The 16,320-nt window shown below is 35.3% G+C and carries 18 protein-coding genes; 4 read left to right on the top strand and 14 right to left on the bottom strand.

The features are described 5' to 3' along the window. Window positions 1-60: 60 nt before the first annotated feature. The 14 genes from AC061E_RS04180 to hemA all read right to left on the bottom strand — a co-directional run bounded on the left by AC061E_RS04180 (window position 61) and on the right by hemA (window position 12,165). Window positions 61-984 (bottom strand): DUF4240 domain-containing protein, encoded by a 924-nt coding sequence (locus AC061E_RS04180; RefSeq protein WP_478285144.1) that lies wholly within the window; start codon window positions 982-984, stop codon window positions 61-63. A gap of 202 nt (window positions 985-1,186) precedes the next feature. Further along, complete coding sequence (locus AC061E_RS04175) at window positions 1,187-2,626, bottom strand: spore maturation protein (RefSeq protein WP_478285143.1); 1,440 nt, start codon at window positions 2,624-2,626, stop codon at window positions 1,187-1,189. Between the two features lie 127 nt (window positions 2,627-2,753). Continuing rightward, on the bottom strand, window positions 2,754-3,467 hold the full coding sequence (locus tag AC061E_RS04170) for a 3'-5' exonuclease (protein ID WP_478285142.1): 714 nt from the start codon (window positions 3,465-3,467) through the stop codon (window positions 2,754-2,756). Window positions 3,468-3,548: 81 nt separating this feature from the next. Further along, window positions 3,549-4,019: a methylated-DNA--[protein]-cysteine S-methyltransferase gene (locus AC061E_RS04165; protein ID WP_478285141.1), complete on the bottom strand. Its 471-nt coding sequence runs from the start codon at window positions 4,017-4,019 to the stop codon at window positions 3,549-3,551. A 169-nt stretch (window positions 4,020-4,188) separates the two neighbouring features. Further along, entirely contained in the window at window positions 4,189-4,575 is a 387-nt protein-coding gene (locus AC061E_RS04160; protein WP_478285140.1) for a c-type cytochrome, read from the bottom strand. Then, complete coding sequence (gene hemB, locus AC061E_RS04155; protein ID WP_478285139.1) at window positions 4,575-5,573, bottom strand: porphobilinogen synthase; 999 nt, start codon at window positions 5,571-5,573, stop codon at window positions 4,575-4,577. Before hemB ends, AC061E_RS04160 begins: the two co-directional genes overlap by 1 nt. Before the next feature lie 99 nt (window positions 5,574-5,672). Continuing rightward, window positions 5,673-6,131 (bottom strand): IS200/IS605 family transposase, encoded by a 459-nt coding sequence (gene tnpA / locus AC061E_RS04150; protein WP_478285138.1) that lies wholly within the window; start codon window positions 6,129-6,131, stop codon window positions 5,673-5,675. A gap of 231 nt (window positions 6,132-6,362) precedes the next feature. Beyond that, a complete protein-coding gene (hemF, locus tag AC061E_RS04145; RefSeq protein ID WP_478285137.1) occupies window positions 6,363-7,268 on the bottom strand; it encodes an oxygen-dependent coproporphyrinogen oxidase in 906 nt (301 codons plus the stop codon). After that, window positions 7,258-7,794 carry a GNAT family N-acetyltransferase gene (locus AC061E_RS04140; protein WP_478285136.1) on the bottom strand — a complete coding sequence of 179 codons (537 nt, stop codon included), beginning with the start codon at window positions 7,792-7,794 and terminating at the stop codon, window positions 7,258-7,260. The genes hemF and AC061E_RS04140 overlap by 11 nt, the downstream gene beginning before the upstream one ends. Window positions 7,795-7,813: 19 nt before the next feature. Continuing rightward, the gene (locus tag AC061E_RS04135; protein WP_478285135.1) at window positions 7,814-8,158 is read right to left on the bottom strand and encodes a 5-carboxymethyl-2-hydroxymuconate Delta-isomerase; all 345 of its coding nucleotides are present in this window, start codon (window positions 8,156-8,158) and stop codon (window positions 7,814-7,816) included. A gap of 4 nt (window positions 8,159-8,162) precedes the next feature. Then, entirely contained in the window at window positions 8,163-9,188 is a 1,026-nt protein-coding gene (gene hemE / locus AC061E_RS04130) for a uroporphyrinogen decarboxylase (protein WP_478285134.1), read from the bottom strand. Window positions 9,189-9,243: 55 nt separating this feature from the next. Beyond that, window positions 9,244-9,924, bottom strand: a complete 681-nt coding sequence (locus AC061E_RS04125) for a uroporphyrinogen-III synthase (RefSeq protein WP_478285133.1) — start codon at window positions 9,922-9,924, stop codon at window positions 9,244-9,246. Next, a complete protein-coding gene (hemC, locus tag AC061E_RS04120; RefSeq protein ID WP_478285267.1) occupies window positions 9,924-10,844 on the bottom strand; it encodes a hydroxymethylbilane synthase in 921 nt (306 codons plus the stop codon). Before hemC ends, AC061E_RS04125 begins: the two co-directional genes overlap by 1 nt. Before the next feature lie 64 nt (window positions 10,845-10,908). Continuing rightward, window positions 10,909-12,165 (bottom strand): glutamyl-tRNA reductase, encoded by a 1,257-nt coding sequence (gene hemA / locus AC061E_RS04115; RefSeq protein WP_478285132.1) that lies wholly within the window; start codon window positions 12,163-12,165, stop codon window positions 10,909-10,911. Window positions 12,166-12,392: 227 nt separating this feature from the next. Between hemA and AC061E_RS04110 the strand changes: the two genes are divergently transcribed. The 4 genes from AC061E_RS04110 (at window position 12,393) to AC061E_RS04095 (ending at window position 16,307) form a co-directional block, all read left to right on the top strand. Then, the gene (locus AC061E_RS04110) at window positions 12,393-13,268 is read left to right on the top strand and encodes a helix-turn-helix transcriptional regulator (RefSeq protein ID WP_478285131.1); all 876 of its coding nucleotides are present in this window, start codon (window positions 12,393-12,395) and stop codon (window positions 13,266-13,268) included. A 98-nt stretch (window positions 13,269-13,366) separates the two neighbouring features. Continuing rightward, window positions 13,367-14,416 carry a ferrochelatase gene (gene hemH / locus AC061E_RS04105; RefSeq protein ID WP_478285130.1) on the top strand — a complete coding sequence of 350 codons (1,050 nt, stop codon included), beginning with the start codon at window positions 13,367-13,369 and terminating at the stop codon, window positions 14,414-14,416. After that, window positions 14,417-15,751 carry an MATE family efflux transporter gene (locus AC061E_RS04100; protein WP_478285129.1) on the top strand — a complete coding sequence of 445 codons (1,335 nt, stop codon included), beginning with the start codon at window positions 14,417-14,419 and terminating at the stop codon, window positions 15,749-15,751. Window positions 15,752-15,758: 7 nt separating this feature from the next. After that, window positions 15,759-16,307 carry a CopD family protein gene (locus AC061E_RS04095; RefSeq protein WP_478285128.1) on the top strand — a complete coding sequence of 183 codons (549 nt, stop codon included), beginning with the start codon at window positions 15,759-15,761 and terminating at the stop codon, window positions 16,305-16,307. The last annotated feature ends 13 nt before the right edge of the window (window positions 16,308-16,320 follow it).

Here is a 16,320-nt window from a genome sequence, read left to right as displayed (position 1 = left end):
AACCAATTTTTCCATTATGCTAAATGCCCAAATTACTTGAAGCATTTGTTACATCAGCTATTATTTTATTCCAAATTGCTTCCATAGTTTAGGAAATTTACTTTTTAATTCATTTTCATTTTCTTCCCATTCTTGCCCAGAAATTTCAAAATTTTCTTGAATACCTTCAGGTATATCTCTACCAGTCTTTTTTTTGTAAGCATCAGTAGGAACATAACTCAAACCCTCCCAGTCCCCATTATTAGTTTCTTTTAAAATAGATAAAGTTTCAATGTCATTTATTGCACTATTATAAATAGTTTTTCCTTGTCCAATTAGCCAACCTCTAAAATCAGAAAAACTGTCATCTGAACAACCGCCATTTATTATGTATGCAGCAGCCCAAAAATCCCAACTATAAATTTCTCCTCTTAATGTTCTAAACTTATTGTCAAATTCTAAGATTTCAATTCCACTAAGCTTTAGCAACTCTTTTTCGAGTTCATTTTGTTGTTTTTCATAATCTCCATTACTTTTTGATTTGGAAACTTCAATTATTTGCCAAAATCTATCTGTTTCCATTATTTGTTTTGGATCTTTAATGGATCCGCTTACTTCAATAAGGTTATTTTGATAATTAAAAAACTCTTTAAAACTTTTATCAAAACCAAAATGATAAATTGCAATTGAATAAACAATAATCATAATTATTAACGGAATTTTATTAAAGAATGGAGCTTCTAAAGTTCCAAAACCAACTAATGCTCCTAAAAGAGCTAACGTAAATAAAATTAACGAAACAATTTTAGCCCAATTCTTTCCTTTGTAAACCATTACTAAAAGCCCAATAGTTAATAAAAATCTTACTATTTGTTGGATTAGCTTTTTTGTCTCAATTTCTGGTCTGAGTGCATGATAAAAATAGATTGTGTGAATTGAAACAAAAAGTATACTTATTGAAATTAGTATTGTTTTCTTTTTTCCAAGTTTAGTTAATTCGTTCATTTTATAATATTGTGCAGTTATTTGATATATTGTAGCTAACTAGTTAACTGTCTTAAAAACATCCTAAAACCTAAATTGGGAATATTGTTCAAGCACTATTTATACAATCCTATTCTAAGGCAAAAAAGGGTTTTAAAGATTTTATTTAAATCTTAGAAAAACCTGTATGCAAAATATTTTAGTACGTAGATGAAACTATTTTTTAAAAAAACCAGCTCGCCACAAAAATAGCCGTAATTACACATATAACGTCTACCAGTAACATGGTTCCTAAAGCGTAACGCGTATTTTTGATATTAACCGAACCAAAATAAACCGCAATTACGTAAAAAGTACTTTCGGCGCTGCATTGAAAAATACTGCTCAAGCGAGCCGTTAAGGAATCAGGACCAAAAGTATTCATAGAATCTATCAAAAATCCTCTAGAACCCGCAGAGCTAAACGGACGCAATAATGCGACTGGCAACGCATCTGTGATTTCTTTGCTTACGCCCATGTTAGAGAAAATAAAAGCAATCCAGTTGCTAATTATTTCAAATAAGCCACTGTTTCTAAACAAGGAAATGGCTACGAGCATACCTAACACATAAGGAAATATGGTAACTCCTGTTTTAACACCATTGTTAGCACCTACCACAAAGGCATCAAATACCGTAGTACTTGCATCGGTAAATTTCTTTTCGTTTATGAAAGCAAAAATCAACGTAAAAGCGATAATAGCTATCAATATCAAAGCAGAAAGATTAGAAGTAAAATAATTTTTACCAATTAAATCCAACTGATTCACGTACATCAACAAACCTATTATAGCTGCTATTAACGTAATTAAAACTAATACTAAAGAAGCACTCTTGAAATTGATTTTTTGTTTTATACCCACAATCAAAAAAGCAGCAATGGTCCCTATGAAGGACGTAATAATGCAAGGCAACATCACATCGGCAGGATTGCTGGCATTTGCGGCAGCACGGTAGCCAATGATTGAAGTAGCGATCAAAGTAAGCCCTGAGGCATGCAAGCACATGAACATAATTTGGGCATCACTAGCTTTGTCTTTTTCAGGATTTATTTCTTGTAAACTTTCCATAGCTTTAAGGCCAAAGGGCGTTGCAGCCGAATCTAAGCCAAGAAAATTCGCTGCAAAATTCAAAGTCATATAGGATATCGATGGGTGATTTTTGGGAATACTCGGAAATACTTTTACAAAAACAGGGCTTAGGGCTTTGGCCAATTTTCCAGATGCACCAGATAGAATTAAAAGTTCCATCAAACCGCAAAAGAAAGCCAAATAAGCCATCAACGGCAATACTAGATCGAGCAAAGTACTTTTACAGGTTGGTAATAAACCATCTGATTTTTGCACGCCACTATATATTTTTACCGTTTTGTTTTTAAAAACATAAGTTGTATCCGCATTTAAAGTATCGCGATTGACAATCATGGTTTGCTCTGGGGCAAGTTGTATACTGTCTTTTATAAATGATGGTAATTTTTCTAAAAATTGTTCAGAAACTAAAATAGGATCGTCTTTCTTTCCGTTCAAAACGTGGTCAATGGTATAATTGTCTCCTGAAAACAAACTAAACACCACAAAAACAATAGAGGAAATAAAAATAACCAACCAAAATCTACTCAATACCATAACTTATAATTTTTGTAAATGTAATAAATCAATATTCAATGACAATTGCAAAAATCAATTTCAAAATCGATAACTAAAATCACGATTTATTTCTATTGCGTTTGATTTTTGACATTGCTATTAAAATCTAAACATGAATAATCTCCTCCTCTATCAACAACTCTTCTCTACGCAAACGCAAAAATATTTGTGCTACAGCAATCGTATCTCGCTCGCAATAGGTTACAATCCGATCAATGTCCTTTTCTACATAAAATACATGACCCACTTGACTGCCATCGATATCGCCTTTTGAAGAAGGAATTCCGAGCACTTTACACATTAATTTCAAAGAAGTAAAATGTTTGTAATCGCCAAATTTCCATAATTCTAGAGTATCTAAATGTGGAATTTCCCAAGGTTTTTTTCCAAATAAATTCAACTTGTCTGGAATTGCAATATTGTTGATAATCATTCGCCTAGCCAAAAAGGGAATATCAAATTCTTTGGCGTTGTGTCCGCACAAAACATGCTGCGGTTGATTGAAGTGATTGTTGAGTAAATTATTAAAGTCGGAAAGTATTTTTTTCTCATCGCCAAAGAAACTCGTTACTCGAAAATTACGAATGTCACCTTTGATGGTAAAATAACCTACCGAAATACACACAATTTTACCAAACTCGGCCCAAATACCTGCTCGATCATAAAAATCCTCGGGTGAAAACTCCTCTTTGCGTTGGTATTGGGTTTTATGTTCCCAAAGCGATTGCATTTCAGGATCTAAAGCATCGTAATTTTCAGATTCAGGAACGGTTTCTATATCGAGAAACAGAATGTTGTTGAGATTTATTTTTTCGATCATAGCATGGCACGCAGATGACGCAGATTTAAAAGATTTACACGGATATTCCTAAACGAATATAAAAAAAAAATTCATAACCAACTAAAATAAACTATGTTGCGGGGAAGGATTTTCGTGTTCTAATAACCATTTTTTGCGCCATAAACCTCCTGCATAGCCTGTTAATGAACCATCACTACCAATTACTCTGTGACAAGGAACCACAATCCACAACGGATTTTTCCCATTGGCCGAAGCAACAGCTCGAATGGCTTTTGGGTCGCCGATAAATTTGGATTGTTCTAGATACGTTCTTGTTTTACCGAACGGAATATCGAGTAATGCATTCCACACTTTTTGTTGAAAATCAGTTCCCTTGGGATTGAGTTTAAAGGTAAAATGAGTTCTTTGCGAATTGAAATATTCTTGAAGTTGCTGTACCGCCTCTTGTAAAAAGTCGGGAATTTGAGCTGATACTTCACCCTCTTCTAACACTGTTATTTCAGAAACACCATGTACATCACCGGTAATGGCAGCAATTCCTAACGGAGTTTTAATGTAGACTGTTTCCATTTTTTAAAGGTAAAAAAATAATCATTGTAGACTACATACGGTCATAAAAAAACATTCGTACTTGCGAATGGTCTTTGTTTTTAGCCCTGATAGAAGCGGCATCCTCTTGTGGTAGCGCTAGCGAACACAAGAGATATAGCGGATAGTAGGATATAGCTCCTAAAAAACTTTATTTTACATGAGAATATACGTAGGCCTCTAGCGCTTTCAATTCCTCGTCAGACATGGCTTTTGTGAGTGCAAAGTTAGCTTTCATCACCTCGTATTGACTTGGGTCTACAATTGGTTCGCCTTCGCCTTTTAAAAAGGTGACCATATCAGCATTTTTACTTTTATAAATACCCGCAATGTCTTGTAAGCTGGGACCGATTACCTTTTTGTCAATTTGGTGACAGGCGATGCAATTTCCCTTTCCTTCAAAAATTTCTTTTCCTAATTCTACTGGAGTTTGAGCAACTTCTTCAGTAGTTGTTGGGTACAAGGATTCTTTTTTGGTTTCTTCTTTTTTACAAGATAAAAAGCAACATACGGCTACTAAGCAAAGGATCTTTTTCATTATTTTTTATTTAAAAGTATTGCGGCTTCTTTGGCAAAATAAGTCGAAATTAAACTTGCTCCTGCACGTTTGATGCACATTAACTGCTCCATCATGGTTTGGTCGTGATCCAACCAACCTCTTTCGGAAGCGGCTTTGATCATGGCATATTCGCCAGAAACATGGAAAACGGTTACGGGAACATTCACGGCGTTTTTGACTTCGCGAACGATGTCCAAATACGCAATCCCGGGTTTTACCATGACCATATCAGCGCCTTCTTCAACATCCCAAAGTGCTTCTTTGATAGCTTCAAGACGATTGGCATAATCCATTTGATAGGTTTTTTTATTTTTTGGAACTACTACATCAGCGTCTTTTGGAGCAGAATCTAAAGCATCGCGAAACGGTCCGTAAAATGCCGAAGCATATTTGGCAGAATAGCTCATGATTCCCACATTGTGAAATCCTGCAGCATCTAAACCTTGGCGCAAGCGTAGTACACGACCGTCCATCATATCGCTTGGGGCTACAAAGTCGGCACCAGCTTGAGCATGAGACACGGCCATTATTACCAAAGCATCGTTGGTAGAATCATTTTCGACATCTCCATTTGATATGATTCCGTCATGACCATAAATAGAATACGGGTCTAAAGCCACATCAGGCATGACAATCATTTCCGGACAAGCGGCTTTGATGGCACGAATGGCATTTTGCATGAGTCCGTTTGGGTTCCAAGCTTCAGTACCGGCGTTGTCTTTTAGATTTTCATCGACTTTAACGTAGATGTTTACTGCTCTAATGCCTAAATCGAATAATTCTTGCACTTCCTTTACCGTTAAATCGATTGAACGGCGAAAAATCCCTGGCATGGATAGAATTTCTACCTGTACGTTTTCGCCTTCGGCAATAAACATAGGAAACATAAAATCACTTGGACTTAATGTAGTTTCTCTAACTAACGAACGAATGGATTCGTTTATTCTTAACCGGCGACCTCTTTGTAATGGGAACATATCTTTAGTTTTTCAAGCTCCAGAGGAGCGTAATGTTTATAGTAATTTGTTTTATCGTGATCTATTTAAGCCCGTTAAGGGCGATATATTAATCTCTAATTAAACATCATCAAAAAGATATTCATTTTTAAAATCTACATTATACAATTTTAAAAATTCTACATATTCTTCTTTGAATGTTTTTATTTTATGATGTTCTTCTTGATTTTGAATGTAATTGATAACATTTGTCAAGTGAGAATGTCTGTAGGTGAATGCCCCAAATCCTGTTTGCCACTCAAATTTACCATTTATCCAAGCTTTTTCATTGATGAATCTTGATGAATTTGCTTTTATATCTCTCACTAAATCTGATAAAGCTTTATTTGGCTTTAAACCAATTAGAATATGAACGTGGTCTGGCATTCCATTGATTGCAATTAATTTTTGACCTTCATTTGTAACAATTCCCGTTATATATTTGAACAATTCATCTTTCCATTTCTTAGAAATTAGATTTTGTCTTCCCTTGACGGCAAAGACAATTTGGATGTATATTTGAGAATAGGTGTTTGCCATTATAAATTGATGTTTGTTAAAGATGTCATCCCGCCCGGATTCAATTTCAATTACACAAATTATTTGCTATAAATATAGCGCTCCTAAGGAGCTAAATCAAAACAATATTATTTATCCAAATATAACGCGGCTCTATAAATATACCGCACCGATGGTTGCTATAAATATATCGCACCGATGGTGCTCCGTCACAACAATACAATTTCCTATACATATAGCGCTCCTCCGGAGCTAAACTAACCACTCAACAGGATTCTCTAACACTATCAACAACTTTTCTTCTTCGCTTCCTGATTCTGGATGATGGTCATAAACCCACTGAACATGTGGTGGTAATGACATCAAAATAGATTCAATTCTTCCGTTGGTTTTTAGGCCAAATAAAGTGCCTTTGTCATGCACCAAATTGAACTCAACATAACGACCTCTTCTGATTTCTTGCCAAGTTCTTTGTTCTACGGTATATGGTAAATTTTTTCGTCGTTCTAATATTGGAACATAAGCGGTTAAAAATGAATTACCAACTTCGGTTACAAAGTTAAACCAGTTTTCCATCGACATTTGTTCGGTTTCTTTGCAGTAATCAAAGAATAATCCACCTAGTCCACGAGCTTCATTACGATGTGCGTTCCAAAAATAAGCATCACATTGTTTTTTAAACTTGGGATAAAAATCTAGATTGTGATTATCACAAGCAGTTTTACAGGTTTGGTGAAAATGAATCGCATCTTCTTCAAATAAATAATAGGGTGTTAAATCCTGTCCGCCACCAAACCAACTGTTGATTACATTTCCGTTATCGTCATACATTTCGAAATAGCGCCAATTGGCATGAACAGTAGGTGCCATTGGGTTTTTAGGATGTATTACCAAACTCAATCCGCAGGCAAAAAAATCAGCTTCACCTACATTGAATAATTTTTGCATCGAATCGGGTAATTTTCCGTGCACTGCCGAAATATTGACTCCGCCTTTCTCGATAACATTTCCGTTTTCAATTACACGTGTTCGTCCTCCGCCACCTTCTGGACGTTCCCAAAGATCTTCCTTGAATTTGGCTTGACCTTCAACAGCTTCTAAGCCCGCAACAATCTGGTCTTGCAGGTTTTGTATGTAAGTGTAAAATTTATTTTTCATTGTACAATGCATATAATTCCATGTCTAATGGCTTATCATTAGTTGGTGTAAATTCATTTTGTAAAGTTTTTTGCCAAACGAAACCGTTATTCTCAGCTACTTTCACACTTCCAAGATTGCTTTTATGAGCAATAATCTGAAGTGTTTTCAAACCCAAATTCTCAAAAGCAAAATTTGACATTTTTTTTACTGCATAAGATGTAACACCTTTTCCTTCTATTTCCGAACCAATGCAATAGGCAAATTCTCCTTGGTTTTTATCCCAATCGAGTTTTTTGATAATAATTAAACCTACAATTTGTTGGTTATTTTTATCTCGAATAGCAAAAGTAAAATTTGTATTCTCTTCTATTTCTTTGTTTTTAATTGAAATATAGGCTTGTGTTTTTTCTAAAGAACTATTCATTTCCAATGTTACTGGAAAAAATAATTTTAATCGTTCCTTATTATCCAACATAAACTGATACAACTGATTTGCATCATTTTCAACTAAAGAATTAATAAGAAAAGTATTTTTTTTGCTCATCCTGAAATTAAAAATATGATTACACCATTGTTTTATTACAGTAAGTTGCTTTTTCAAAATCACTAATATTAATAGAGATTATAGGAATATTAGGGAACATAAATTTAAGTTTGGCAACTACTTTCTTTGATAAGTCAAACTTTTCTTCTGTTGTTCTTCCCTCCATAATAAAGGCAAAAACATGAATAAAACTATCTTGTTTTCCTCCTACAATGTAATTTTTATATGGATTTAATCTCACTTTGACATCTCCTTCTGTAAACAATCCTGACTCATCAGCAGTATTGTAAACTTCTTGGAGTATTTCCAAGGGCTGTTTTAAAGCAATAATATCCTCTGAACAATCTATAACAAAGTGTGGCATATATTTATTTTTGATACTCCTTCACCGCATCAATAAACGCTTTGGCATGATCTACCGGAATATTTGGTAAAATACCGTGACCTAAGTTTACGATGTATTTGTCTTTTCCGAATTCGTCAATCATTTCGTGAACCATTTTCCTAATCACTGGAATTGGAGAAAATAATCGAGAAGGATCAAAATTACCTTGTAAAGTGATGTTTCCACCTGACAAATAACGCGCATTTCTAGGTGAGCAAGTCCAATCTACTCCTAGTGCGGAGGCTTTACTTTTGCCCATTTCGTTCAAAGCAAACCAACATCCTTTCCCAAAAACAATAACTGGAGTTACTTCAGCTAAGGCATCGATGATTTGGTTGATGTATTTCCATGAGAATTCTTGGTAATCAACTGGCGACAACATACCGCCCCAAGAATCAAAAATCTGAACTGCATTTACACCTGATTTTACTTTTTCTAATAAGTATAAAATAGTAGTATCGGTGATTTTTTGTAATAAAGTGTGTGCCGCTACTGGATCAGAGAAACAGAATCCCTTGGCAGTATCAAAACTCTTAGATCCCTTGCCCTCAACAGCATAACAAAAAATAGTCCATGGCGAACCTGCAAAACCTATTAAAGGCACCTCATCGTTCAACATTTCTTTCGTCAACTTCACCGCATCAAAAACGTAACCTAAAGTTTCATTTACATCCGGAACAAACACTTGGTTTACTTGCTCCATCGTTCGAATAGGATTCGGGATAATTGGTCCTAAATTGTCTTTTAATTCCACGTGAATTCCCATAGCGCGAGGCACAACAAGAATATCCGAAAACAAAATCGCAGCATCTGGAGCAATTCTACGAATAGGTTGCACCGTAATTTCGGCAGCTAATTCTGGTGTTTCGCAACGAGTGAAAAAATCATATTTGTCTCGCAAAGCTCTAAATTCTGGCAAATACCTTCCTGCTTGACGCATCATCCATACCGGTGGACGTTCAACAGTTTCTCCTTTTAGTGCTCTTAAAAACAAGTCATTTTTTAACATAATTCTATTTTTTAATTCCTCTTTTGAGGGTTTGTTTTGATCTATTTGATGGGCGTTATTCGCTTTCTGTTGTATAATACTCAGTGAGTCCGATAATTAAATCTTCAATAGTGGGCTCTTCGGCCACCACAATACTATTTGTTTTTCCTGTTAAAGCCGCCGCAGTTGTCTCGCCAATGCAAAAGCAAACTTCTTTTTTTAGCTTATTTTCTTTTAAGTAACTCTCTACTCCCGATGGACTGAAAAAGAGAATTCCTGCAAAATTTTCTAAACTTGAAATTTTAAATGGTGCCAACTTAGTTTGATACACTTCAATTTCATTAAACATGATTCCAGCATCTTTTAGTGCTTGCGGTAAGGTTTCTTTACGCAAATTACCACTAAAAAAAGTGTAGCTGTTTTGATTGTAAATTAAGGTGATAATTTCGGCTAGCTCTGAGGCGTAATCCATGTAAACATCTACCGTAAAGCCATTTTGCTCCAGTATTTCTTTGGTTTTGATGCCTACACAAAAAGCAGTTTTAGTACGCAAACCTTCCCAACCGTCTTGTTCTATAAGACTTAAAACAGCGTTTTGACTGCTAAAAATGAGATTTTCTTGAATATTTTGAAGGGAAAATGGAGTGTTTGTTACTTCGATAAAATCTTGTTCCAAAAGATCAAAGTTGGCATCTAGTATTGCTTTTCTTTGAATTCCAGAAAGTGTTTTGGTAGATAAAATACTAATTTGCTCCATTATTTTTTTAATTTCTCTTTTATAGATTTCATCAACGCTACACCACCATTTTCACGGATTTCTTGCGCGCAAAAGTATCCTAATTTTTTCCATTCTTGCATGGGAACTGTTTTCTCAATTTCGATTTTTTCTTTCCCATCAATAGAAAACAAAACGCCCTTAAAAACAATATCATCGGCTACAAAAACGGCTAAAGCACCAATGGGTGCCGTACAACCGCCTTCTAAAGTTTTAAGAAATTGTCTTTCAATATGGGTACATATTTCAGTATCAATATCATTGAGTTCGTGTAGTGCTTGTCTAGAATACTCATCATTTGCCATAGCTACAACCAGCATTGCTCCTTGCGCTGGTGCGGGAATCATCCAGTCTAAGTCAATATAATCTTCGGGTTTAAGATTGATTCTTTCCAATCCTGCTGCTGCAAATACAGCTCCACTCCAGTCACTTTCTTGTAGTTTTTTCATGCGTGAATTTACATTTCCGCGCAAATCAACCACCGTATGATTGGGGTATTTATTAAGCCATTGTGCTTGACGGCGTAAACTACCTGTGGCAATGGTACCGGTACTACTTAAGAAATCTAGATTTCCTTTATGAACTAAAAGATCCAGTGTGTTGGCTCTTTCAAGAACTGCAGCTTGAACAATTCCGTGTGGTAATGCAGTTGGAACATCTTTCATAGAATGTACCGCAATATCAACATCTCCATTGATCATGGCTACATCGAGTGTCTTGGTAAAAATTCCGGTGATTCCTAATTCGTAAAGTGGCTTATCAAGAATGATATCACCTTGCGATTTTACGGCAACAATTTCAGTTTTGTATCCTAAATCGTTTAACTTATTTTGAACAGTGTGGGCTTGCCAGAGTGCGAGTTCACTATCACGGGTTCCTATGCGTATCGTTTTGTTCACTATTTTACTTTTTTCAAACCTATGAGAAATAAAGTTATCTCTTGATTTGATTTTAATGGCGTCAACTTTATTTAGCCGTTGCTCCTATTTTAAAAACTTTCTCAATCCATTCAATACTTTCATCCACCATGGTGTTATCATCTTTTAAATGATTGGCAAAATGGGTTGTAATTTTATGGATAATACGGTTGCTTATTATTTCCGCTTGTTCTTCATTGAAGTTCGATATTTTCTTGCTTTGAAAATCAAGTTCAGAAGCTTTTATCGCGTTCAATTTTGCTTTCAAAGCATTAATTGTTGGCGCAAACTTTCTGCCTTTGGTCCAAGTGATGAACTCTTCCTTAATTTCTTCGATAATCGCTTCGGCAGCTGGAATGTGTTTTTTTCTGTTTTCCAAAGTTTCATCTGTCAACTGTGACAAGTAATCCATATGAATTAAGGTTACTCCATCCAGTTCTTCCACGTTTTCATGTGCATTTTTTGGAATTGACAAATCTAAAATCAACAGTGGTTTTTTCAAATTCAAAATTGCTTTGTCAATTGTTGGATTTTGTGCGCCAGTGGCAACCACAACAACATCCGCTTTTTGTAATTCAAGATGCAATTCTGAGTAATCCTTAACAATAAGATTTAATTTCCCAGCCAGTTTTTCTGCCTTTTCTTTAGTTCTATTGATTAAGGTTATGTGTTCGTTTTTAGTATGCTTTACTAGGTTTTCACAGGTATTTCGACCAATTTTTCCCGTACCAAAAAGTAAAATGTTTTTGTTACCAATGTCTTCAACATTTTTGATTATGTATTGCACTGCGGCAAAAGAAACTGATGTAGCTCCGGAACTTATCTCGGTATCGGTTTTTATTTTTTTACTAGCTTGGATCACAGCATTCACCAATCGTTCCAAAAAAGCATTGGCTAAACCCAATCCTTTTGACTGTGAAAAACTAGATTTGATTTGGGCGATAATTTCAAAATCTCCCAAAATCTGACTATCAAGACCTGTTCCCACTCGAAATAAATGACTAATGGCTTCTTGATTTTTATAAACAAATCCTACCTTTTGAAAGGATTCAACAGAACCTTGACTGTTCTCACAAATTAATTTGATCAATTGAAATGGATGTTCTGCAAATCCGTAAATCTCAGTACGGTTGCAGGTTGAAGTAACTATCAAACTCTCTATTCCTTCATTCTTAGCTTGCTCTAACAAACGCATTTTTGCAGCGGCATCCAAACTAAACCTACCTCTAATCTCGGCATCTGCTTTTTTATAGCTCAATCCAACGGAGTAAAAATACTGATGCTTTGATGTGTTATTGTTTTCCATATTTGCACTTTTCAAGAAAGTGGAACAAAATTATCACTATAGTATTTATAAAAGTAACGCTAGAAGTTCTTTTTGTATCGCTTAATGATTTTTTGATTCTAATTGTATTTATTAACCAAAAAAACTTATTTTTGTAATGAAATCAAGTGCTTTGAATCTCTTTATTTAGAGTTGTTCTAAATAAATACGTTTCCTGAATATGATTTTTATATTAAAAAAATACCGCTATGGGTTCTGAAGAAATTATAAAAATTGAAGACGATTTTACACTAATTCGGTTTCAAAATGATGGTATTAACCCTTTCCATGCACAACGCGAGGTGAGCAGCGGCTTGATTCAGTTTCATTTTGGACTAAAAGGAAGCGCTAAATTTATTTTTAATCAAGGGAACTATGCACTTGAACTCAAAGAAGAAAAATCGTTGCTTTTATACAACCCACAAAAAGAATTACCGCTTAACTTAGAACTAGCTCCAAATTCTTGGGTGATATCTGTAATTATTTCAATCAAAAAATTCCATGCGCTATTCTCTACCGAGGCAGATTATATTACTTTTTTGAGCGCCGATAATAAAGACAAAAAATATTATAACGAAGGAAACATTAGCCCATCAATGGCAATTGTGCTATCACAGCTGTTTCATTACAGCTTGCATCCTTCTATAAAAAACTTGTATTACAAGGGCAAAGGGTATGAGTTATTAAGCCTCTACTTCAATAGAACAGAAGATCCAAATGCAGAGCAATGTCCTTTTTTAATAGACGAAGACAATGTGATCAAAATAAAAAAAGCAAAAGAAATCATTATTGCTAACATGGCTGAACCACCAGGATTACAAGAACTAGCAGATGAAATAGGTTTGAATTTAAAAAAACTAAAAATGGGTTTCAAACAAATTTATGGTGATACTGTTTACGGATTTTTATTTGACTATAAAATGGATTTTGCTCGAAAACTACTAGATAGTGGCTCCTACAACGTAAACGAAGTGGGATTAAAAATTGGGTACAGCACCGGAAGCCATTTTATTACAGCATTCAAAAAGAAATTTGCTACCACTCCCAAAAAATATTTGATGTCCATAAACCCTAATATGCAATAAACAATTGTTTTCGTATATTAAACAATAAATAAAAAATAGTTAATCACAAAGTATAAAAAAGCAGGTTTAGTTACTTTTGCTTCATAAAAAAAGACAAGATGAAAGGTGTATTATTAGTAAATTTAGGTTCTCCCGAAAGTCCAACTCCAAAAGATGTAAAACCTTATTTAGATGAGTTTTTAATGGATAAATATGTAATTGACGTTCCGTTTTTATTACGTGCATTACTAGTACGCGGAATCATTTTACAAACAAGACCTAAAAAATCAGCAGCAGCGTATGCTAGAATTTGGTGGGACGAAGGTTCTCCACTTGTAGTAATATCAAGAAGAATGCACGAAAAGGTTCAAAAACTCGTGGATGTTCCTGTTGCTTTGGCCATGCGTTACGGCAATCCATCGCTTTTATCTGGATTACAAGAATTACACGATAAAGGGGTGACCGAAGTATTGCTTTTTCCATTGTATCCGCAACACGCAATGGCTTCAACTACGACTATTCTAGAGCTAGCAGAGGAACACCGAAAAAAGTATTTCCCTGAAATGAAATTCACAATTGTTCCCGCTTTTTACAACAAACCTGATTATTTGAAAAATCTAGCTGATTCTATAAAAGGACATTTGGAAGGTTTTGATTACGATCATTTGTTGTTTTCATACCACGGAATTCCAGAACGACACATTCGCAAAACAGACATCACCAAATCACATTGTAAAATAGATGGCTCTTGTTGCAATACACCATCACCGGCACACGAATTTTGTTACCGTCACCAATGCTACGAAACCACAAAACAAGTGGTTAAATTGTTAGGAATCCCAGAAGGCAAATACAGCCAGACGTTTCAATCGCGTTTAGCGGGCGACAAATGGTTGACTCCCTATACAGATGTTGAAGTTAACAAAATGCCAAAAAAAGGCATTAAAAATCTAGCCGTTGTGACACCTGCTTTTGTATCAGACTGTTTAGAGACATTAGAGGAAATTGCTATGGAAGCCAATGAAGAATTTTTACACCATGGTGGAGAAAAATTCATGGCCATTCCTTGTTTAAACGACGATGATGAATGGTGCGAGACGGTAGGAAACTGGATTACTACCTGGACAGGCGTATCTACAACAGCTACGTTAGAAAAAACTACTGCATAAATGAATACCAGTACCGATGAGTTGGGAACGCAACCAATCAAAAAGCTCTTGATTAAACAAGCGGTTCCTTCCTCTATTGGGATTCTCTTTATGTCTGTTAATATTTTGATAGACACCATATTTGTTGGGCAATGGATCGGTTCACTTGCAATTGCTGCAGTAACCGTTGTATTGCCCATTACTTTTTTAATTTCGTCATTAGGAATGGCTATTGGTGTGGGCGGCGGATCTGTTTTGTCACGTGCTTTAGGTGCAAACAACAAGGAAAAAGCACTGCAAACTTTTGGGAACCAAATAACAATGACTTTCGTTCTAGCCTCGGTGTTTGTGGTATTAGGTTTGGTATTTAGTGATGAAATGCTTTTACTTTTTGGGGCAAAAGGTGCCATTTTTAAACCCGCGCAAGAATTTTATTTTCCTATTATCATCAGCGTTCCCTTTCTAGCATTGTGCATGATGGGCAATAATGTCATTCGGGCTGAAGGAAAGGCAAAATTTGCCATGGTAGCCATGATCATCCCCGCATTTGTAAACATTGCTCTGGATATTCTATTTATAAAATACTTAGACATGGGTATTTTTGGCGCAGCATTGGCCACAGCCATATCCTATACTACATGTTTTCTATTTGTAGTGTGGTACTTTATTTTCAAGAGCCAATTGCAACTGCAACTCAAACATTTTTTATTCAACAAATCCATTGTCAAGCAAATAACTTCCCTTAGCATTGTTACGTTTTCCAGGCAAGGTGTCGTTAGTCTTTTATCCATACTATTAAACCACACATTGTACACCTATGGCGGCGAACATTCCGTTGCTATTTATGGGATTATCAGCAGAATGTTAATGTTTGCTTTGTTCCCTATACTTGGAATCACACAAGGATTTTTGCCTATTGCGGGTTACAATTATGGAGCTTCTAATTTTGCTCGTGTTAAGGAGAGTGTTCAGTTATCCATTTTATACGCAGCGGTTTTGGCTTCTATTATTTTTGTAGTCATCTTGGTATTTGCTCAACCAATTGTATCTGTTTTTACCACTGATCCCGAGGTTATATCCCAAACGCCCAATGCTTTACGATGGGTTTTTGCAGCTTCACCTATTATTGCCATTCAACTGATTGGTGCTGCCTATTTTCAAGCTATTGGCAATGCCAAAAAAGCATTACTTTTAACGTTGAGCAAACAAGGTTTTTTCCTCATCCCGCTTGTGCTAATTCTACCAAATTTTTTAGGTATTTTTGGCGTATGGATTGCTTTTCCTATTGCCGATGTTTTATCAACAGCATTGACTGGCTATTTATTAAAAAAAGAAATACATACTAAACTACTATAACGGTACTATGGAATACTATAATTACATAAAATCATTACACCTCATCTTTGTGATCACTTGGTTTGTGGGGCTTTTCAATATTGTTCGTCTTTTTGTTTACCAAATTGAAGCTGCAGACAAACTTTCACCCGAAAAAGAGATTTTACAAAACCAATTCAAAATAATGACGTACCGCATGTGGTACATTATTACTTGGCCATCGGCAATATTAGCCAGTATCTTTGCATTTTGGATGTTGTTTTTTACAGATTTAGGTCGGGCGTGGCTTCAAATGCCTTGGATGCATGTCAAACTAGGATTTGTGTTTTTATTGTATTTGTACCATGCTAAATGCCACCAAATCTTTAATCAATTGCAACGAAACGAAGTTAGATACACCTCTAATATTATGCGATTATGGAACGAAGGCGCCACAATTATACTTTTTGCCGTAGTGTTTTTAGTAATTTTAAAAAATGCATTCAATTGGATTTACGGAGTAATTGGGATCATTTTGTTCTCTGTCATTTTAATGCTGGGTTTCCAGTTTTACAAAAAAATTAGAGAAAGAAAATAGCTGTATTTTCAGT

The organism is Flavobacterium sp. GNP011 (assembly GCF_056428925.1).
This window is presented reverse-complemented; position numbering and strand designations above follow the sequence as displayed.